The organism is Priestia sp. FSL P4-0332 (assembly GCF_038005845.1).
In the GTDB taxonomy this organism is placed as follows: domain Bacteria; phylum Bacillota; class Bacilli; order Bacillales; family Bacillaceae_H; genus Priestia.
In genome coordinates this window covers 4,169,830-4,188,616 of sequence record NZ_JBBOUA010000001.1, presented here as the reverse complement: position 1 = coordinate 4,188,616, position 18,787 = coordinate 4,169,830, and the positions used below count along the sequence as shown (strand labels likewise).

Annotated in this window: 18 protein-coding genes; 16 read left to right on the top strand and 2 right to left on the bottom strand. The window is 38.9% G+C overall.

Features of this window, described 5'->3' with window-relative positions; translation table 11 throughout:
- Positions 1-16 precede the first annotated feature (16 nt).
- Together MKY06_RS21925 and MKY06_RS21920 are read left to right on the top strand one after the other, a co-directional pair.
- Positions 17-814 (top strand): patatin-like phospholipase family protein, encoded by a 798-nt coding sequence (locus MKY06_RS21925; protein WP_013058980.1) that lies wholly within the window; start codon positions 17-19, stop codon positions 812-814.
- Positions 804-1,820, top strand: a complete 1,017-nt coding sequence (locus tag MKY06_RS21920; RefSeq protein ID WP_272812415.1) for a SepM family pheromone-processing serine protease — start codon at positions 804-806, stop codon at positions 1,818-1,820. The genes MKY06_RS21925 and MKY06_RS21920 overlap by 11 nt, the downstream gene beginning before the upstream one ends.
- Before the next feature lie 27 nt (positions 1,821-1,847).
- Here MKY06_RS21920 and MKY06_RS21915 read toward each other — a convergent pair whose 3' ends face one another.
- Positions 1,848-3,047, bottom strand: coding sequence for a nucleotidyltransferase (locus tag MKY06_RS21915; RefSeq protein ID WP_025750385.1), 1,200 nt, complete (start codon positions 3,045-3,047; stop codon positions 1,848-1,850).
- A gap of 179 nt (positions 3,048-3,226) precedes the next feature.
- Here MKY06_RS21915 and MKY06_RS21910 point away from each other — a divergent pair, with 179 nt between their 5' ends.
- From MKY06_RS21910 to MKY06_RS21895, 4 genes are all read left to right on the top strand, one after another.
- Positions 3,227-3,745: a YceD family protein gene (locus MKY06_RS21910; RefSeq protein ID WP_013058977.1), complete on the top strand. Its 519-nt coding sequence runs from the start codon at positions 3,227-3,229 to the stop codon at positions 3,743-3,745.
- 65 nt (positions 3,746-3,810) lie between these two features.
- Complete coding sequence (gene rpmF, locus MKY06_RS21905) at positions 3,811-3,984, top strand: 50S ribosomal protein L32 (protein ID WP_013058976.1); 174 nt, start codon at positions 3,811-3,813, stop codon at positions 3,982-3,984.
- Between the two features lie 169 nt (positions 3,985-4,153).
- The gene (locus MKY06_RS21900) at positions 4,154-4,921 is read left to right on the top strand and encodes an enoyl-CoA hydratase/isomerase family protein (protein ID WP_013084864.1); all 768 of its coding nucleotides are present in this window, start codon (positions 4,154-4,156) and stop codon (positions 4,919-4,921) included.
- Between the two features lie 175 nt (positions 4,922-5,096).
- Positions 5,097-5,699 (top strand): RsfA family transcriptional regulator, encoded by a 603-nt coding sequence (locus tag MKY06_RS21895; protein WP_013058974.1) that lies wholly within the window; start codon positions 5,097-5,099, stop codon positions 5,697-5,699.
- A gap of 81 nt (positions 5,700-5,780) precedes the next feature.
- Here the strand turns inward: MKY06_RS21895 and MKY06_RS21890 are convergent, their stop codons facing one another.
- A complete protein-coding gene (locus MKY06_RS21890; protein WP_013058973.1) occupies positions 5,781-6,251 on the bottom strand; it encodes an N-acetyltransferase in 471 nt (156 codons plus the stop codon).
- A 313-nt stretch (positions 6,252-6,564) separates the two neighbouring features.
- Here MKY06_RS21890 and MKY06_RS21885 point away from each other — a divergent pair, with 313 nt between their 5' ends.
- The 10 genes from MKY06_RS21885 (at position 6,565) to MKY06_RS21840 (ending at position 18,740) form a co-directional block, all read left to right on the top strand.
- Entirely contained in the window at positions 6,565-7,917 is a 1,353-nt protein-coding gene (locus MKY06_RS21885; RefSeq protein WP_340961280.1) for an acetyl-CoA carboxylase biotin carboxylase subunit, read from the top strand.
- Positions 7,914-8,126, top strand: a complete 213-nt coding sequence (locus MKY06_RS21880) for a biotin/lipoyl-containing protein (RefSeq protein WP_013058971.1) — start codon at positions 7,914-7,916, stop codon at positions 8,124-8,126. The genes MKY06_RS21885 and MKY06_RS21880 overlap by 4 nt, the downstream gene beginning before the upstream one ends.
- Before the next feature lie 19 nt (positions 8,127-8,145).
- Positions 8,146-9,687 carry an acyl-CoA carboxylase subunit beta gene (locus tag MKY06_RS21875; protein ID WP_013058970.1) on the top strand — a complete coding sequence of 514 codons (1,542 nt, stop codon included), beginning with the start codon at positions 8,146-8,148 and terminating at the stop codon, positions 9,685-9,687.
- A 158-nt stretch (positions 9,688-9,845) separates the two neighbouring features.
- The gene (locus MKY06_RS21870; protein ID WP_013058969.1) at positions 9,846-10,727 is read left to right on the top strand and encodes a 2-dehydropantoate 2-reductase; all 882 of its coding nucleotides are present in this window, start codon (positions 9,846-9,848) and stop codon (positions 10,725-10,727) included.
- A 1-nt stretch (position 10,728) separates the two neighbouring features.
- Complete coding sequence (locus MKY06_RS21865; RefSeq protein WP_013058968.1) at positions 10,729-11,112, top strand: DUF3397 domain-containing protein; 384 nt, start codon at positions 10,729-10,731, stop codon at positions 11,110-11,112.
- Between the two features lie 90 nt (positions 11,113-11,202).
- Complete coding sequence (gene bshC / locus MKY06_RS21860) at positions 11,203-12,828, top strand: bacillithiol biosynthesis cysteine-adding enzyme BshC (protein WP_029320486.1); 1,626 nt, start codon at positions 11,203-11,205, stop codon at positions 12,826-12,828.
- A gap of 333 nt (positions 12,829-13,161) precedes the next feature.
- Positions 13,162-14,097 (top strand): 16S rRNA (cytosine(1402)-N(4))-methyltransferase RsmH, encoded by a 936-nt coding sequence (gene rsmH, locus MKY06_RS21855; RefSeq protein WP_013058966.1) that lies wholly within the window; start codon positions 13,162-13,164, stop codon positions 14,095-14,097.
- 33 nt (positions 14,098-14,130) lie between these two features.
- On the top strand, positions 14,131-14,490 hold the full coding sequence (ftsL, locus tag MKY06_RS21850) for a cell division protein FtsL (protein WP_013058965.1): 360 nt from the start codon (positions 14,131-14,133) through the stop codon (positions 14,488-14,490).
- 5 nt (positions 14,491-14,495) lie between these two features.
- Positions 14,496-16,754 carry a penicillin-binding protein gene (locus MKY06_RS21845; RefSeq protein WP_098279071.1) on the top strand — a complete coding sequence of 753 codons (2,259 nt, stop codon included), beginning with the start codon at positions 14,496-14,498 and terminating at the stop codon, positions 16,752-16,754.
- Positions 16,755-16,823: 69 nt separating this feature from the next.
- Positions 16,824-18,740 (top strand): stage V sporulation protein D, encoded by a 1,917-nt coding sequence (locus MKY06_RS21840; protein WP_013084856.1) that lies wholly within the window; start codon positions 16,824-16,826, stop codon positions 18,738-18,740.
- The last annotated feature ends 47 nt before the right edge of the window (positions 18,741-18,787 follow it).

Here is an 18,787-nt window from a genome sequence, read left to right as displayed (position 1 = left end):
CGAGGGGGCAGGTAAAGTGGAAAGCCCAAAAATAGGAGTTGCGTTAGGCTCAGGTGGAGCTAGAGGTTTTGCACATTTAGGAGTAATCAAAACGCTAACAGAAAATAACATTCCTATTGATTTTCTAGCTGGCAGCAGCATGGGAGCTTTAGTTGGTGCACTATATGCGTCAGGTATTGAACTGGCAACTCTTTATAAAATGGCGCTAACGTTCAAACGAAAGTATTATTTGGATTTTACCGTGCCTAAAATGGGATTTATTACGGGCAACAGAGTAAAATCGCTGGTTCGCACCTTTACGCAAAATAGAACTATTGAACAGCTATCTATACCGTTTGCCATTGTAGCGACAGATTTAAAAACAGGAGAGAAAGTGGTGTTTAAAAAAGGACCTATCGCTGAAGCGGTCAGAGCAAGCATTTCAATTCCAGGAATCTTTGCTCCCGAAGTAATTGATGGACGATTGCTTGTAGACGGGGGGGTAGTGGACCGTATTCCTGTGTCAGTTGTAAAAGAAATGGGATCTGATATTGTCATTGGAGTCGATGTATCAAAAGCGAAAGTGAATGCAGAAATCAGCTCCATTTTTGATGTCATTATGCAAAGTTTAGATATTTTGCAAGATGAGCTAGTAGCTCATCGGACCATTGCTTCAGACATTATGATTCGTCCTAATCTCGATACTTTTAGTTCCAGAGCGTTTACAAACATTCAAGAAATGATTTCAATTGGTGAACAAGCAGCACATGAGCAGTTGCCTTCTATTCTACAAGCAATTGATCATTGGAAGGAGAACAAAAAAAGTGAAATCTAGAATTAGAATTTTGGTATATTTGGCTGTTATTGCAGTGGTGGCAATGCTTTGTTTTTATCCTTTGCCGTACTACATTACAAAGCCTGGAATGGCAGAAGAACTTGCGCCTATTATTAAGGTAGAAGATGGATACCATGAAAAAGGGACGTTTATGCTGACAACTGTAAGAATGGGCAGAGCAACTCCTCTTTCATATGGTCTTGCGAAAATACAGGACTTTCATGAAATTTTCCCTACAAAGCAAATTTTGCAGCAAGGTGAAAGCGATGAAGATTACTCGACAAGGCAATTACATATGATGGATACGTCAAAAAATGCCGCTATTTCAGTAGCATACGAAGCAGCTGGAAAGAGCGTTTCCTATCTCAATAAAGGCGTATATGTTACATATGTCGTAGAAAATATGCCTGCACATGGAAAACTTCATGTTGGAGATGTAGTGACGAAAGTAGACGAGAAAAAAATTCAAACTGCTGAGGACTTAATCAACTACGTATCGACTAAAAAAGCAGGAGATTCAGTATCAATTTATGTAAAAAGAGATGGCAAAGAAAGCAAACATACTCTAAAAGTTAAAGCATTCCCTGACGAGCCGAAACGAGTAGGCCTAGGAATTGCCTTAGAAACGAACCAAGAACTAAAAGTTAAGCCCGATATACATATTGATACTGAAAAAATAGGAGGGCCTTCAGCGGGACTGATGTTCTCGCTTGAAATTTATAATCAGCTTGTTAAAGAGGACATGACAAAAGGCCATCGCGTTGCAGGTACAGGGACTATCAATGATAAAGGAGAGGTAGGGCCAATCGGAGGTATTTCGCAAAAAATTGTAGCCGCAGATAAAGAAGGAGCAGAGATTTTCTTTGCACCAAATGAAAAAGGGGCTGCGGGCTCTAACTACCGAGAAGCAGTGAAGACAGCTAAAAAAATAGACAGTGATATGAAAATTGTACCCGTAGATTCATTTTCGGATGCCGTAACGTATTTAGAAAAGCTGAAACCATAAAAAAATCGTCTCTTGCAGACGATTTTTTTATGGCCAAATGATAGGAGGCTGCGTGTATTCTTGTTTCATAAATTGAGAGCGCAGAGGCTCTTGAAACGGCATACTATAAACATGTGTCGCTTTAATATCGGTATCAATTTCTTTTAGTTTACATTGCGATACAGTGGATACAATAGGAAGGGACAGCTTTTTCTTAATTGTTTTTAAATAGCCTTGTCCTGTCTTTGACATTCCCAATAAGCGAATGTAAGGATCAGCTTGTTGCATCTCACTTTTTGTTGTATTGGTTAAAAGGTGAACGCACATGCGCTGTAAACGGGTTCTCGTATATCGCTTCGTTTTAACATTTGTTAAAAAATCTTCAAATGAAGTAGCTGAAGAAATATAAGATAGGAGCCGATGTTCAATACCTTCTTCTATTTCATAAATACGCTGTAAGTCATAAAGCGGAGTAGTTAATAATTTGTATTTCAAAAATGGGAAATAATGCTCCCAATGATGAAACTGTCCGTGTGCTTGCTTGTAAGCTGTTAATTCATTTGCCGTACTAACTGGCATGTGCTTGCTCAGGTCCCCATGGCTGCTGCTGTCAAAAATAGCTTTACGTATGCTTGTAGCACTTGAAATAAAAGAGGAAGACAGGGAATCATCGTGATAATGTGATTGAATTCGGGTGATTGTATATGGTTTAATAGATGCATGCTGTTTTTTAATGGCAGCTACATAGCTCATTCCAAGCACATTATTTGGCTGAGATAGATCAATAGGAGCCTCCGTGAAAAGCTGTAAGAAAGCATTGGAAGCTGCTTTTGGATAACTGTTCCCTTTTTTCATCTCTTGTTGAATTAAAGCGGATAGTTCTGATTCATGAGCTTCGAGCAAATCAGCGGTGCGGGTAAATGAGTCAATATTGCCATTTTCGCTGCCAAAGCATACAAAGTCAGCGTGAAGGGATTCTAAAATAGAAATAGCGCCGCTTGCGAATGTTTCAGCTTTTTGAGTAGAAAAAGCATAGGGTAATTCAACGACTAAGTCTGCACCAGCGGCTAAAGCCATTCTTGTGCGGGACCATTTTGATACAAGAGCAGGCTCTCCGCGCTGCAAAAAGTGCCCGCTCATCACAGCAATCACACAATCTGCTCCGGTTTGTTGTTTCGCTTGCTGCAAATGATAAGCGTGTCCGTTATGAAAAGGATTATATTCGACAATTATTCCAACTGCTTGCATAATGTCTCCTTTTAATTTATTATTTTTAGTCTAGCTCTTTGTTTTAAAAACATTTTTTTATGAAAGTAAGAAATTTTTACAAAAAAGCATATTTAAGTACATTATAGTGTAAAGAAAAAATATTGACAAATAATCTTGTGAAAGCTATAATAACCTTTGTTGCCTTGAGGTGATTAACAATGAAATGGACAATACATCAATTGTATCAGTTGCAAAATAAAGGTCTAACATTTGATGAAGTGATTGACGGCAAAGAGTTTATGAATGCTGATCCTCAAATTCGTAGAATGTCAGATGTAAACGTGAAAGGAAGAGCCGACATTAGCTCTTCGAAAGTAACGTTTCACCTTAAAATTTCAGGAGAAATGACGTTGCCTTGTGCTCGTACATTAGTTGACGTTCCGTATCCGTTTGAAATTAACGCAACTGAAACGTTTTTATTGAATGTGAATGCTGATTATGAAGAAGATGCTGAAGTACGCATTGTAGAGGGAGAAACGGTTGATTTACAACCTTTGATTCAAGAGTTAATTATTGTTGAAATTCCTCTGCAGGTATTTAGTGAAAATCAGCAAGCGGCAGGAGCAGCTCCACAGTCAGGAAAAGACTGGGAAGTTGTTACCGAAGAAGAAAAGCAGGAAAAAGTAGATCCCCGCTTAGCCGTACTCGAAAATTTCTTTAAAGACAAAAAGAAATAAAAATGCGAAGATCCGGCTTTCGGGCCTTCATATGATTTTAAAATTCTTTTAAGGAGGTGGGAATAATGGCTGTACCTTTTAGAAGAACATCTAAAATGAAGAAAAGAACGCGTCGTACGCACTTTAAATTACAAGTTCCTGGTATGGTAGAGTGCCCAAATTGTGGTGAAATGAAACTATCACACCGCGTATGTAAAGCTTGTGGTACTTACAAAGGAAATGACGTAGTAAGCAAATAATTGCTTATTTAAATAAAAGACCCTCTTAAGGGTCTTTTATTTTTTTTTGCCTTTTTTCCTTCTTTGCCCTTTGGAAGAGAAGGATTTTTCTTATAGAACAAGAACTCTTTTTAAATAAACAATTACTGTTGTAAAAGGATTCATACCTTGTCTATAGGGAGGAAAAAGCATGAAAAAAAGCGAGCTGTTTACTACAAGCCAAGGCATTGCTACGTTTGTGATTAATCGTCCTGAAAAGCGTAATGCCATTGATTATGATGTTATGAATGAACTGCAGCAAGCTGTAGATTATGTGAAACATGATCAGTTAGTAAAAGCTTTTGTAATTACAGGTGCTGGTTCAGATGCATTTTGCAGTGGAGGAGATTTAAGCGTATTTCATGAGCTAAAGACTTCGAAAGAGGCGTCTCAAATGTTAACGAAAATGGGGAAAATTCTTTATGAGATTTTAACACTCCCAAAACCAACAGTTGCTCTTTTGAATGGAACATCGGTTGGAGGAGGATGTGAGCTTGCGATTGCATGTGACTTCCGTATAAGTGCAACACATAGCGAAATGGGCTTTATTCAAGGGAATTTAGGAATTACAACAGGCTGGGGAGGAGGAACCATTCTTCTTGAAAAGCTGCGTTATCAAGAAGCGATGGAAATGATCTACAGTGCTCAGCTGTATGGAGTAGAACGAGCAAAGCAAATTGGATTTCTTTCCTATGTCACGTCGTTTAAAGAGCTAACTATGAGGTGTGAGGAGTGGTTAGCGCCTATCACTCATAAACCGACCCAGGTATTGCAAGCTTACAAAGAAATCGCTATTGAGAAATGGGAGCAAAGCCGGGTTTGGAATCGGATGGAACAAGAAATTCACCGCTGTTCGATATTGTGGGAGTCGCCTGAGCATGAAGAAGCGGTTCAAAAGGTCATCGTTAAAAAAACATAGTTATGAACTGCATTTCCATAGCAATATAGTTAATAAGCGAAAGATGAAAGAATCACGGGTTTCTCATTTTGCTTCATATATGAAAGATTTTCTTGATTGAGAAGAGGAACAATAGTCTATCTTATCTAGTAGGTGCATATTCATTTAATAAGTACGGATAAGGAGGGATAGAAAAATGACTTCTTCTCGTCAAGATGCATGGACTCATGATGAAGATTTATTACTCGCAGAAATTGTACTGCGTCATATACGTGAAGGTGGCACTCAGCTAGCTGCATTTGAAGAAGTGGGGAAGAAACTTACACGAACATCAGCAGCTTGTGGCTTCCGCTGGAATTCTTTTGTGCGCAAACAATACAAGACTGGTATTGATCTTGCGAAAAAACAGAGAAAAGAATTAAAAGCAAGAACTGTTTCAAAAGATGACGAGCAGCCTGCACGCTTATCATATATGGAAGCAGAGAAACATATTTCGCTTAATGAGGTAATTAAATATTTAGAAAATGTAGATCAAGGGCAAAGACACTCGTCAGAGCTTCTCGAAGCTAATGAAGAACTGCAGCAAAAGATTGAACGTCTACAAGAGAAAGTAACGATTTTGGAAAAAGAAAAAAAAGCTTTGCAAAACAACTTGTTAATTGTGGAGGATGACTATAAAGCTCTTATTGAAATTATGGAGAGGGCTCGTAAAATGGTTGTATTAAAAGAGGATGAAAAAAGTAGAAAAGTGAAATTTCAAGTGGATAAAAATTTAAATTTAGAAAAAGTTCAAAAGTAAAGCGATAGTTTGAATGCTCCCTACTTCATGTTGATCATATATACCACATAGATATAAAATAAACAGCTGGAAATCAGCTGTTTATTTTTGTTCGCTTACACCATTTGGTAGCCAAATAAGAGGGTTTTCTCCCAAATCGCGATCGATATCATACGTTACAGGTACGAACCCCATTTTTGACCAAAAATCACTCGATTTTACTCGTGGGCTTGTTTTGATAGGTAATTGAAAGGATTTGGCATATTCAACGAGCGTTTGACCTAATCCTTTGCGCTGAAAATCACTGAGCACTTCAAGTTTCCACACTTCAATATACGTTTGAGGCGGCTCGAAATATTGATCGTACTGTTTGTTTCGCTTATAGAGACTCATACGAGCCACTAAGCTATTTCCAAAATAAATGCCGTAAAACGGAGAATTTATTTCATTATCGGAAATCTTAGCATGTAATTCTTCTAGCATTGAAAGTTCTTGAATGCCATATTCTTTGAATTTCTTGAACTCTTCTAGTGTTTTAAAATTAATTTTTAAATGCTTCACTTCGTAATTCATCCTATATCCCCCTTGTTATGTCTCCTTGCTAGGCGAACGAACTGGCTTGGTTCGTTCATCTAATATTATATAACAAAAATACAAAATATTCTGTTTTCATGATTGGTGAACGAATGTTCAATGCGCATAAAGAAAAATGAATTCTTTCAGTTAAATACGAAGAATACATTACTATAAGCATCAATTTTTAGAAAGGAAGCAAAGGGAAAGGGAGGTTCAAATAGAAAGCGTTTTCAAAAATTGTAGAGGAGTTTTAAAATTATTGTAGAATTATATGGGGGAAAGTAGAAATTTGAGGAAAGGGGAGAGAAAGGTGAAAAAAATACTGATTGCAAATCGAGGAGAAATTGCTCTTCGTATTATTCATACATGCAAACAAATGGGCATTGAAACGGTGGCTGTCTATTCCGATGCAGATGCAGAACTTCCTTATGTTCAAGCGGCTACAAAAGCACGTCGAATTGGAGAGCCTCCTGTGCAAAAGTCATATTTGAATGTAGAAGAATTGCTGCGAATTAGTCATGAAGAAAAGGTAGATGCCATTCATCCTGGATATGGATTTTTATCGGAAAATAGTGCATTTGCTAAAAGAGCGATTGATGAAGGTTTTTGTTTTATCGGTCCTTCTCCCGAAATCATTTCGATGATGGGCGACAAAATTGTTGCTCGTGCCGCGATGAAAGAAGCGGGTGTACCTGTTGTCCCCGGCAGCCAAGGCGATGTGACGTCAGTTGAAGAGGCTTGTAAAGTAGCGAGTCTAATTGGATATCCCGTTATGTTAAAAGCAAGCGGAGGCGGCGGAGGAATTGGGATGGTGCGCTGCGATAACGAAGAAGCAGTAAAACAAGTGTATGCCTCAACAAAAGCAAGAGCAAAAGCATATTTTGGTCAAGAAGGAATGTTTATTGAAAAGCTTATCACAAATGCAAAACATATCGAAGTACAGGTGTTTGGAGATCAGCATGGTAATGTCGTTCATCTTTTTGAACGCGATTGTTCCGTACAAAGAAGAAATCAGAAAGTGATTGAAGAAGCCCCTGCGCTTTCTTTAAAAGAAAGTACGCGACAAGCCATGCAAAACCAAGCCGTTCAAGCGGCTAAAGCAATCGGATATTATAATGCAGGTACGGTGGAGTTTATCGTGGATGAAGACGAAAATTTTTATTTTCTTGAAATGAACACGCGGCTGCAAGTTGAGCATCCGATCACCGAGCAAATTGCAGGGGTCGATTTAGTTAAGTGGCAGATCTTAGCTGCGCGCGGAGAAAAGCTTCCTCGTGTGCAAGAGGAAATAGCAGCAAATAACTATGCCATTGAATTTCGAATTTATGCAGAAGATCCGTTTACTTTTTTACCGGCTCCAGGAAAAATTACGGGTTATCACTTGCCAGAGCGAACCTATGCGCGCGTAGACAGCGGCTACAGTGATATGAATGCGGTTACACCTTTTTATGATCCAATGATTGCAAAAGTTATCATTACTGGTCGTACGCGTTCAAATGCAATTGAACTAGCTAAATCATATTTTACGGAAGCTGTTGTAGAGGGAATCAAAACGAATATTCCTCTATTTAAGCAGTTGTTAAATGAAGAGTTATATGAAAAAGGCACCTATAACACATCGTTATTATCAACAGTATTAAATAAAGGAGGAGCACCACAATGAGTGAAATCAAAGCGACAATGGCAGGCATGGTATTTAATGTGTTTGTTCAGCAAGGTGCAAGTGTAGCCAAAGGAGAAGTTGTTGTTGTATTAGAATCTATGAAAATGGAAATTCCTATTGAAAGCGATCAAGCTGGTATTGCAGAGACTGTCCATATAGCCGTGGGGGATTTTGTGAACGAAGGCGACGTTTTGGTGACTATTTCATAACTCATAAAGGAGAGATATCATGATACATACAGGTGAATCTCAGAAAAAATATGATGAAAATCGTCAAAAAGTAGAGCGTGGCAACGCGGAGAAGTACAAAGAGAAACTTGCAACACAACAGAAGCTTTTTGTAAGAGATCGTTTAGCGCTTTTATTTGATGACGGGAAATATGAAGAAGACGGCATGTTTGCAAATAATAAAGCCGAAGGGTTGCCGGCAGACGGTGTTGTAACTGCAATTGGAAAAGTAAACGGTGAAACGGTTTGTGTAATGGCTAATGACTCTACTGTAAAAGCAGGGTCTTGGGGGGCCAGAACAGTAGAGAAAATTATTCGGATTCAAGAAGTAGCAGAAAAACTGCATGTGCCTTTGCTGTACCTAGTGGATTCTGCAGGAGCACGTATTACGGATCAATTAGATATGTTTCCAAACCGCCGAGGCGCTGGACGGATCTTTCACAATCAAGTAAAACTTTCCGGCGTCATTCCTCAAATTTGTTTGCTTTTCGGTCCGTCAGCAGCTGGAGGGGCATATATCCCTGCATTTTGTGATATTGTTGTGATGGTAGATGGAAACGCTTCTATGTACTTAGGTTCGCCGCGTATGGCCGAAGCTGTTATTGGAGAAAAGGTTACGCTAGAGGAAATGGGAGGAGCACATATGCACTGCAGCATTAGCGGATGTGGAGATGTGTTAGCTTATTCTGAAGAAGAAGCTATTTCGTATGCCAAATCTTATTTAACCTACTTTCCACAAAACTATCAAGAGAAGCCTAAAGTACAAAAAGCTAAAGAGCCTAAGCAGACAAAGGGTTTAGTAGAACTAATTCCGGAGAATCAAAATGTTCCATTTGATATCTATGAAGCAATTGATACCCTTATTGACGAAGGGAGCTTCTTTGAAGTGAAAAAACTGTTTGCCGCCGAATTGGTAACAGGGCTTGCACGAATAGATGGAAAAGTAGTAGGGATTATTGCCAATCAGCCGAAGGTCAAAGGAGGAGTGCTGTTTGTAGATTCAGCAGATAAAGGCGCAAAATTTATTCAACTGTGCGATGCCTTCCATATTCCTTTGCTATTTTTAGCGGATGTACCTGGATTTATGATTGGAACCAAAGTAGAAAGAGCAGGCATCATTAGACATGGAGCAAAATTGATTGCAGCGATGAGTTCAGCTACAGTTCCTAAAATTTCCGTAGTCATGCGCAAAGCTTATGGCGCAGGGCTTTACGCTATGGCTGGTCCAGCTTTTGAACCGGATTGCTGCCTTGCATTGCCTACTGCTCAAATTGCCGTAATGGGTCCTGAAGCTGCAGTAAATGCCGTCTATTCTAATAAAATTAATGAAATTGAAGATCCCAAAGAGCGGTTTATGTTTGTCAAACAGAAACAGCAGGAGTATAAAGAACACATCGATATCTATACGCTGGCTTCTGAACTTATTATTGACGACATCGTTCCTGCTAACGAACTGCGTCAAACTTTAATTGATCGCTTTCGATTATATGAAACAAAGAATGTGACCTTTAGCCGTCGTAAACATCCGGTGTATCCCGTATAATAGAAAAAAACGGGATCACTCTAAATAATTTACAACAAGCCCGGTGATTTTTAATCACACGGGCTATATGAATAGGTAAAATTTAAAGAATGCATTTAATTCAAAGCATTTTTTTGCTAAAATGAAACTCAATAATAGAAAGAGGAACAAAAAATACGATGAAAACTATAGGTATTATTGGAGGCGGATCATTAGGTCTGTTGTTTAGCGCGTATTTATCAGACTGTTATGATGTAACCTTGTACACCAAAACAAAAACTCAAGCAAAGTGTATTAACGAAAATGGAATTACCTTACATAGACAAGGGGAACATCACACTAAAAAAGTCAGTGCTATCCCTCTGGAAAAAAACATAAAAGAAGCAGATTTAATCATTATTACTGTAAAACAGTATCATTTAAAAGAGATAATTCCTTTTATCCAAACCCTTACTATACATACTCCCCTTTTGTTTATCCAAAACGGTATGAGCCATATTGAAATTCTCAAAAATCTCCCGCAGCGCACTCTCTATTTGGGTACAGTTGAACACGGGGCAATGCGTACAAATATGGATAGCGTCCATCATACAGGAATAGGAACAACCCGTATTGCTTCGTACAGAGGAGAAATGGAGTCTATCTTGCCAATTGTGAATTTTCCTTGGGTGATTGAAACAGATTGGTATGCGATGCTGGTGAAGAAATTAGTTGTAAATGCGCTCATCAATCCTCTTACGGCGCTGTATCGGGTAAAAAATGGGCAGCTGATTCACAACAGCTACTTTTATAAAACGATGCGTCTATTGTTTGAAGAGATTGCGTCTGTGTTAAAACTGGATTCAGCTTTTAATTATTGGGAAAATGCGCTGGGGGTTTGTTCACGCACGAGTACAAATCAATCTTCTATGCTAAAAGATATACAGGAGGGGCGGCAAACAGAAATTGATGCTATTTTAGGCTATATCCAAACACAAGCTGCTGAAAAAAGAACGTCGACGCCTATTGTTGACTTTTTATATGGGTCAATAAAAGGAATCGAAGAAGAAAAGGGTGATTAACATGGGAAGTTTTATTGCTGGAGTTTTTGCGACGTTTGTCACTCTGCCGCTCGTTGGTTTTTTTATTCTATACATGCTTTTACGCAAACTGACGAAAAATAAAAGGAAATCTGTCCACATAGCAACGTACATTACTACGGTTTTTCTTATTTTATCCGTGCATTATGCAGCTGTGGAAATTTTCGGGCACTCTTTTTTGTGGTTGATTGCGTTAGTCCTTTTAGTTGTAGCAATGATTATGATGTTTGTACATTGGAAAGTCAAACATGACTTAGAAATGAAGCTTATTGCGAAAGGGTTCTTTCGGATGAATTTTGTTTTGTTTCTTATTGCACATATTGTATTAAATATAGGTGGAATCGCTTTTCGTATTTCCTCTCTGTAAAGCATGTTACTAGACGTGAGCAGTTACATTATGGATAATGAAGCTATATGTAGAGAATATAAGTATTAGGAAAAGAAAGGAAGTTCTTTCATGGAGATTACAGACGTCTCTTTAAAGGCGGGAAACAAACTAACGAACGATTACATAAAAGGTGAAAAGCAAGCACTTTCCTTTTTTCATTATAATATACACGAAAAAGACGTATATGAAAAACGTTTAGCGGATGTTCAAAAGCAGTCTTATCCAAGAGAACAGCTTGCTGAGTATCTGCTTGATTTTAATAAGCGCTACGGAGCATCTTCTAAGACGATTGAAAATATTGAAAAGCTAAAAGATCCTAACAGCGTAGTGGTCGTTGGAGGTCAGCAAGCGGGGCTGCTTACGGGTCCTTTGTACACCATTCATAAAGTGATTTCAATTGTGCTCCTAGCTAAACAACAAGAGGAAGCTTTAAACGTGCCCGTGCTTCCGGTGTTTTGGATTGCTGGCGAAGATCATGATTTTGCTGAGATCAACCATGTATACACAGAGCATAAAAACCAGCTTTTAAAGAAAACGCTAAAGCATTCTTTAAAGAAAAAGCAAATGGTTTCTCAAATCGAACTAGACCATGAAGCCTGTAGAAGCTGGGTTCGTGATGTATTTCAAACGTTTAACGAAACGGCGCATACAAACCAGGTATTACACTTTGTTTTAGAGGCGTTAGATAAATCACGTACCTATGTCGATTTCTTTGCTCATTTGGTTACCACAATGTTCGCAGAGTCAGGTCTTATTTTAATGGATGCAGCCTCTAAAGAAGTGCGCAGCATTGAATCTTCTTTCTTTGTGACGTTAATTGAACAAAATGACAAATTATCGTCAGCGGTTATGGAACAGCAAACAGAGATTCAAAAACAATACGGACGAATGATTGAAGTGGGAGAAGAAACGGCTCATCTCTTTTATTCACACAACGAAAACAGAGTACTTTTAGAAAGAGATGCAGAACAAGAGCAGTTTGTTGGAAAGCAAAATGAACTCGCGCTGTCTAAAGAAGAGCTGGTTCAAATTGCTAAACAAACGCCTGAGCTTCTTAGTAACAACGTTGTGACTAGACCCCTTATGCAGGAGTACTTACTTCCTACCCTTGCGTTTATTGCAGGTCCCGGGGAAGTAGCGTATTGGGCAGAGCTTGAAAAAGCATTTTCTTTATTTAGCTTTAAAATGCCTCCCGTGGTCCCTAGGTTATCCTATGCAATCGTAGAAAGACATATCGAGAAGTATATGGATGAACTTCAGTTAGATCTTTCGAACGTAGTGAACGAAGGCGTAGATGCAGAGAGGGAGCACTGGCTTAAGACAGAAGTTCACAACCCATACGAAATGTATTTTGAAAAAGCGAAAGAAGATTTCGAAAAAATTCATAAAACTCTTCGTGAAAATATTCAAAAAGAAGACAAAACATTTGATGAAGTCATGCTTAAAAATCGAGCGATTATTCAAAAGCAGTTTGAAACCATTCAAAAGATTGTCGAATCCAAACAGCTAATTAAGCACGATGTGAAGCATTCAAAATATGCTCAAATTGAACTTGCTCTTCGTCCCTACAATGCTCCACAAGAACGCATGTGGAATATTATGTATTATTTAAACGGTTATGGTATGCAATTTGTGTCAGATTTACTAAGTGCTGAAGTCGAATTAAATCACCGGTTAAAAGTCTGTTATGTCTAATAAAATCCTGCTGAAAAGCAGGATTTTTATTTTGGAAAAGAGAAAAAGTCTACAAGGTGAATGTTAACCAATTGAATCCTTATAAGGTATTTATTTCTAATTGTGCAAAAAACCTTATATTCCTTACATTTTATTCTACGAATATGTCCTACTTTTAACAAAATGACACTATTTGTGACAAAAAGACAAAATTCTACTTAATTCTTATATAAATAGCTGAAATAATGTTAAACTTTGATATATAATATAAACGTGTATATATATCAAAGAAAAACACCGTTTTTTGCTTTTTGTATACATAACTAAGTAGTTTAGAAAGAAGTAGGTGTCATAATGTTTAATCACACAACTGTTTTGCTTAAAGAAGCAGCGGAAGGCTTAAATATTAAGCCGGATGGAGTATATGTCGACTGCACGCTTGGCGGAGCAGGTCATAGTGAATATATCGTAAAACAGCTATCAGAAAAAGGGAAATTAATTGCGTTTGATCAAGACGATGTCGCTCTTGCAAATGCAAAAGAGAAATTGGCCCCGTATCTAGACAGAGTTATTCTAATCAAAAGTAATTTTCGCTATTTAAAAGAGCAGCTAATGAAACACGGAATTGAAGAAGTAGACGGAGTATTGTTTGACCTCGGAGTCTCGTCTCCTCAGTTGGATACACCAGAGCGAGGGTTCAGCTTTCATCATGATGCCCCGCTTGATATGCGCATGGATCAAAACTCAATGTTTTCTGCGTACAACGTAGTAAATGAATGGCCTTATGAAAAACTTGTGAAAATCTTTTTCCAATACGGAGAAGAAAAGTTTTCGAAACAAATTGCCCGCAAAATTGAAGCATATCGAGAGTCTAAACCAATTGAAACAACGCTAGAGCTAGTTGATCTTATTAAAGATGGTATTCCAGCGCCAGCTAGACGAACGGGTGGACATCCGGCAAAACGAATTTTCCAGGCTATTCGAATTGCTGTAAATGATGAGCTTCAAGTATTTGAAGATGCAATTGAACAGGCTATGGATGTGATCAAAAAAGGTGGACGTGTAAGTGTTATTACCTTCCACTCACTTGAAGATCGAATTTGTAAAGTTGCGTTTAAAAATGCAAGCACGGTTCCGCAGCTTCCGCATGGACTGCCAATTATTCCAGAAGAATTTAAACCTAAAATGAAAGTTATTACAAGAAAACCTATTTTACCTTCAGAAGAAGAGATAGAAGAAAATAAGCGCGCGCGTTCGGCAAAGCTTCGAATTGTTGAGAAATTAGTGTAATTAAAGGGTTTTATCAAAGAGGAGGGGACGAGAATGAACAATGTAGCATACAAAGTAAGAGAGCAAGATCAGCAGCAGAAGCAGCAAAAGACGGTACGTCAAGTTGTTCGGAAGACAAAAAGAAAAATCACGGTTGGTGAAAAAATTGTGTATTCTGGATTTGTCGCACTCATGCTGTTTGGGTCTGTGCAAATCATTTCAAATCAATCTTCGCTTTATAGCATCAGTGAAGAAGTGCAATCACTCGATGGAAAGATTGACAAGCAAGAAGCAAAAAACAATGAGTTAAAATTACAGGTAACAGAGTTAAGTGCATACGATCGTATTTGGACAAAAGCAAAAGAACTTGGACTAAAATTGAATGAAAATAACGTAAAAGTCGTTAACGATTAATTGCGATGACTACGCCAAGAAAAAATAGCAATATTAGTACAGGAGCAGCAATATTAATTTTAATATTTGCATTGCTCTTTTTTGTATTAGCCATCAGGTTCTTTTACATCCAAGCGACGGGCAAAGCAGACGGAGAAGCTTTAGCCGAAATTGCACAAAAACAGCATACGCGAACGTCTAAAATTGAAGGACAGCGCGGTACGATTTACGATCGAAACGGAGAAGCAATCGCCCAAGACACGGGTGCTTATACGGTTGTGGCGATTTTGAAGGAATCGCAATCAGAAGATAAAGATCATCCACAGCACGTGGTAGACCCTGAAAAGACGGCTGAAAAATTAGCCCCATTATTAAAGATGGACGAATCAAAAATTGACAGCATGTTAACAAGAGGAATTAAAAGGGGAGCATTCCAAGTCGAACTTGGTCCCGGAGGCCGTGACATTGATAACGTGCTAAAGCAAAAAATTGAAAAACTAAATCTCCCAGGCATCACGTTTTTACGCGATTCGAAGCGCTTCTATCCAAACGGTGTATTCGCCTCAAGTATTTTAGGGTACGCACAAAAAGATGATACGGGTAAAATCGTAGGGAAAATGGGAATTGAAAAAGTATTTGATAAGCAGCTTTCTGAAGAAGATGGATATGTAAAATACGAAGCTGCTAAAAATGGAATTAAGCTTCCGGATCCAAAAGAGTCAATTGTAGCTCCAAAAAATGGAGACAGCGTCACGCTTACGATTGATGAAAAAATTCAAACGTTTTTAGAGGATGCAATGACAGCTGCTGCTAAAGAATATAAACCAGAAGAGCTAATGGCAACGGTAGTGAATCCGAAAACCGGTGAAATTTTGGCAATGTCAAACCGCCCTTCATTTGACCCAAATATTCGTGATATCACGTCTTATCGTAATCCGTTTGTCGAAAACAGCTATGAACTTGGTTCAACGATGAAAATCTTTACGCTAGCAGCCGCGATTGATGCAGGGGTCTATAACGGCGAAGACCGCTATCAGTCGGGATCTTATAAAGTAACGAAAAACAGCGTTCCGATTAACGATCACAACGGCGGAGTCGGCTGGGGTGCTATTACATTTAATGAAGGAATTCAAAGGTCTTCAAATGTAGCGGTTGCCATTTTAGCCAATGAAAAATTAGGTACCGACCGTTTGTATAAATACTTGGACAAGTTTGGCTTTATGGATAAAACGGGAATTGACTTGCCAAACGAAGCTTCTAGCAAGTTAGTGACGAAGTACCCGAGAGACCGCGTAACTACTGCGTTTGGACAGGCGTCTGCTTTTACGCCTATTCAAGAAATTCAAGCGGCTACTGCGATTGCAAATGACGGGAAAATGATGAAGCCTTACGTGATTAAACAAGTAGTCGACGAAACAAATAAAAAAACGATTAAGAAAACAAAACCTACCGTAGTAGGACAACCTATTTCTAAAAAAGCAGCGAACGAAACGCTAGATATTTTAGAAACCGTTGTTTCTTCTGATGACGGAACAGGGAAACCTTACGCGATTGAAGGGTACGATGTCGCTGGAAAGACGGGAACAGCTCAAATTCCTGGTCCTAGCGGAGGCTACTTGCATGGACACGGGAAAAATTTCATTTCCTTTATGGGCTTTGCACCTGCTAAAGATCCAAAGCTGCTTGTCTATGTAGCCGTTAAAAATCCAACTCTCACGCCTCAAGAGACGGGTACTGCACCGCTTACAGCCGTATTTAATCCGGTGATGAAAAACAGCCTGCAGTACTTAGGGGTGGAGCCTGAAAAAACAGACGAAGATGGAAAGAAAACAGAAGAGAAAAAGGTAGATTCAGAAATTACGCTTAAATCTTACGTTAACGAATCAGTTGACAGTGCCGTGAAGGACTTAAAACAAAAAGGACTTGTTCCTGTTGTAATAGGTAAAGGAGATACGGTAGAAAGCCAATCACCTACTTCTGATACCATTGTCACTGGTCAACGCGTGTTCATTAAGACAAATGGAAAAGCCACAATGCCTGATTTAACAGGTTTTTCACATCGTGATGTTATTCGCTTTAGTGAATTTGTCAACGTTCGACCTAGCGCACTTGAAAATGGTTATGTTGTAAGTCAAAGTATTAAAGCAGGCGACCCGCTAAAAGCAGGAACGTATCTGAAAGTGGAACTTGAAACGCCTAAAGAGTTTTCAAGCACGTTAAATAAGTTAAAAGAAACGGAAAAAAGTGATTCTGATAGTAAAAAAGACGATAAGCAACTTGACTAGAAAATAAGTTCTAGTGAATCCTGTACAAGCATATATTGGAACGAGCCGATTCAGAGGAGGTTCTAATATATGCGGGTATCAGGAGTCACAGTTCGTAAAAGGCTAGCCATTGTTTTGTTTGTCGGTTTTATTGTGTTTTTGATTATTGATACAAGGCTTGGATATGTACAGTTGCTGACTGGGGATACGCTAACTGAAAAAGCCAAAGACTTATGGAGTCGGAATATTCCTTTTGAACCTGAAAGAGGAAAGATACTAGATCGCAATGATGTGGCACTTGCTACAAATAAAAGTGCACCGACCGTTTTAGTTATGCCAAGACAAGTTGAAAATCCAGCTGTTACGGCTGAAAAGTTAGCAAAAGTGCTGGGAGCATCAAAAGAAAAAGTATATGAACAAATAACAAAAGCTTCTTCTAGCGTATATTTGCGTCCTGAAGGAAGAAAAATTTCACATGCGAAAGCAAATGAAGTGCGAAATTTAAATTTAAAAGGCGTATATATAGCTGAGGATTCGAAGCGGTACTATCCGTTTGGAAGTTATTTGTCGCATGTATTAGGCTTTGCGGGAGTAGATAATCAAGGGTTAACAGGCCTTGAATTATATTATGATAAAGAGCTAAAAGGACAAAAAGGTTCAGTTAAATTGTATTCGGATGCTAAAGGTAAAAAGATGCCCAATATAGCCGATGACTACACAGCACCTGTGGACGGGCTGGATTTGAGATTGACCATTGATTCACGTGTGCAAACGATCATGGAGCGTGAGTTGGATAATGCTCAGACAGCTTATAATCCAGATGGTATGATTGCCATTGCCATGAATCCTAAAAACGGTGAAATTTTAGGTATGTCAAGTCGTCCGGGCTTTGATCCTACGGATTTTAAAAATGTGAAGCCTGAGGTGTATAATCGCAATCTTCCAATCTGGAGCGTATATGAGCCCGGATCAACGTTTAAGATTATTACACTGGCAGCTGCTCTTGAAGAAAAGAAAGTGGATTTACTAAAAGATCAATTTTACGATGATGGAGCCGCGGAAGTTGGCGGAGCGAGACTTCGCTGCTGGAAAAAAGGCGGACATGGACAGCAGTCTTTTTTAGAAGTTGTACAGAACTCATGTAACCCTGGTTTTGTGGAGCTTGGGGAACGTTTAGGAAAAGAGAAATTGTTCAAATACATTAAAGAATTTGGCTTTGGTCAAAAAACAGGTATTGATTTACAAGGGGAAGCAAAAGGAATTTTGTTCCCGCTTGAGCGCGTAGGGCCGGTTGAACAAGCTACAACAGCTTTTGGGCAAGGGGTTGCTGTTACGCCTATTCAACAAGTAGCTGCTGTTTCCGCAGCCGTAAACGGTGGAACGCTTTATGAACCTTATATTGCAAAAGAGTGGGTGGATCCAACTACCGGAAAAGTTGTAAGCAGTCATAAGCCGGTTGCTAAGCGAAAAGTTATTTCCGAGGAAACGTCTAAGCAAGTGCGTTTTGCTCTTGAAAGTGTAGTAGCACAAGGAAGCGGAAAAGGAGCTTTTGTGGAAGGGTACCGCGTTGGAGGAAAGACGGGTACTGCGCAGAAAGCTCAAAATGGAAAGTATTTAAAAAATAATCACATCGTTTCTTTTATCGGTGTTGCACCAGCAGATAACCCTGAAATTGTCGTGTATGTTGCGGTTGATAATCCAAAAGGCACCATTCAGTTTGGTGGAGTTGTAGCAGCTCCGATTGTAGGTAAAATGATTGAAGACAGTTTGCGTGTGATGGACGTTAAACCGCGTAAAGGACAAATTGAAAAAGAGTTAACGTGGCTGGACACACCAATGATAAAAGTACCAAATGTCGTAGGAATGTCAAAAAAAGAGTTACAAGAACAGCTACTTAATTTAAAATTAGATGTGAGTGGCGAAGGAGATAAAGTGGTCAAGCAGTCTCCTGCAGCCGGAACGAAAGTTAAAGAAGGCGAAACGGTTAGAATTTATATGGGAAAATAAAAATCTCTATAAACCACTATTCTTCCTTGCATGATAATCAGCAGGTT

Excerpts from the sequence above, each read along its gene's own strand:
- MKY06_RS21915 (WP_025750385.1), bottom strand. The coding sequence starts at position 3,047 with ATGCAAGCAGTTGGAATAATTGTCGAATATAATCCTTTTCATAACGGA.
- MKY06_RS21910 (WP_013058977.1), top strand. The coding sequence starts at position 3,227 with ATGAAATGGACAATACATCAATTGTATCAGTTGCAAAATAAAGGTCTA.
- rpmF (WP_013058976.1), top strand. The coding sequence starts at position 3,811 with ATGGCTGTACCTTTTAGAAGAACATCTAAAATGAAGAAAAGAACGCGT.
- MKY06_RS21900 (WP_013084864.1), top strand. The coding sequence starts at position 4,154 with ATGAAAAAAAGCGAGCTGTTTACTACAAGCCAAGGCATTGCTACGTTT.
- MKY06_RS21895 (WP_013058974.1), top strand. The coding sequence starts at position 5,097 with ATGACTTCTTCTCGTCAAGATGCATGGACTCATGATGAAGATTTATTA.
- MKY06_RS21890 (WP_013058973.1), bottom strand. The coding sequence starts at position 6,251 with ATGAATTACGAAGTGAAGCATTTAAAAATTAATTTTAAAACACTAGAA.
- MKY06_RS21880 (WP_013058971.1), top strand. The coding sequence starts at position 7,914 with ATGAGTGAAATCAAAGCGACAATGGCAGGCATGGTATTTAATGTGTTT.
- MKY06_RS21875 (WP_013058970.1), top strand. The coding sequence starts at position 8,146 with ATGATACATACAGGTGAATCTCAGAAAAAATATGATGAAAATCGTCAA.
- MKY06_RS21870 (WP_013058969.1), top strand. The coding sequence starts at position 9,846 with ATGAAAACTATAGGTATTATTGGAGGCGGATCATTAGGTCTGTTGTTT.
- MKY06_RS21865 (WP_013058968.1), top strand. The coding sequence starts at position 10,729 with ATGGGAAGTTTTATTGCTGGAGTTTTTGCGACGTTTGTCACTCTGCCG.
- bshC (WP_029320486.1), top strand. The coding sequence starts at position 11,203 with ATGGAGATTACAGACGTCTCTTTAAAGGCGGGAAACAAACTAACGAAC.
- rsmH (WP_013058966.1), top strand. The coding sequence starts at position 13,162 with ATGTTTAATCACACAACTGTTTTGCTTAAAGAAGCAGCGGAAGGCTTA.
- ftsL (WP_013058965.1), top strand. The coding sequence starts at position 14,131 with ATGAACAATGTAGCATACAAAGTAAGAGAGCAAGATCAGCAGCAGAAG.
- MKY06_RS21845 (WP_098279071.1), top strand. The coding sequence starts at position 14,496 with ATGACTACGCCAAGAAAAAATAGCAATATTAGTACAGGAGCAGCAATA.
- MKY06_RS21840 (WP_013084856.1), top strand. The coding sequence starts at position 16,824 with ATGCGGGTATCAGGAGTCACAGTTCGTAAAAGGCTAGCCATTGTTTTG.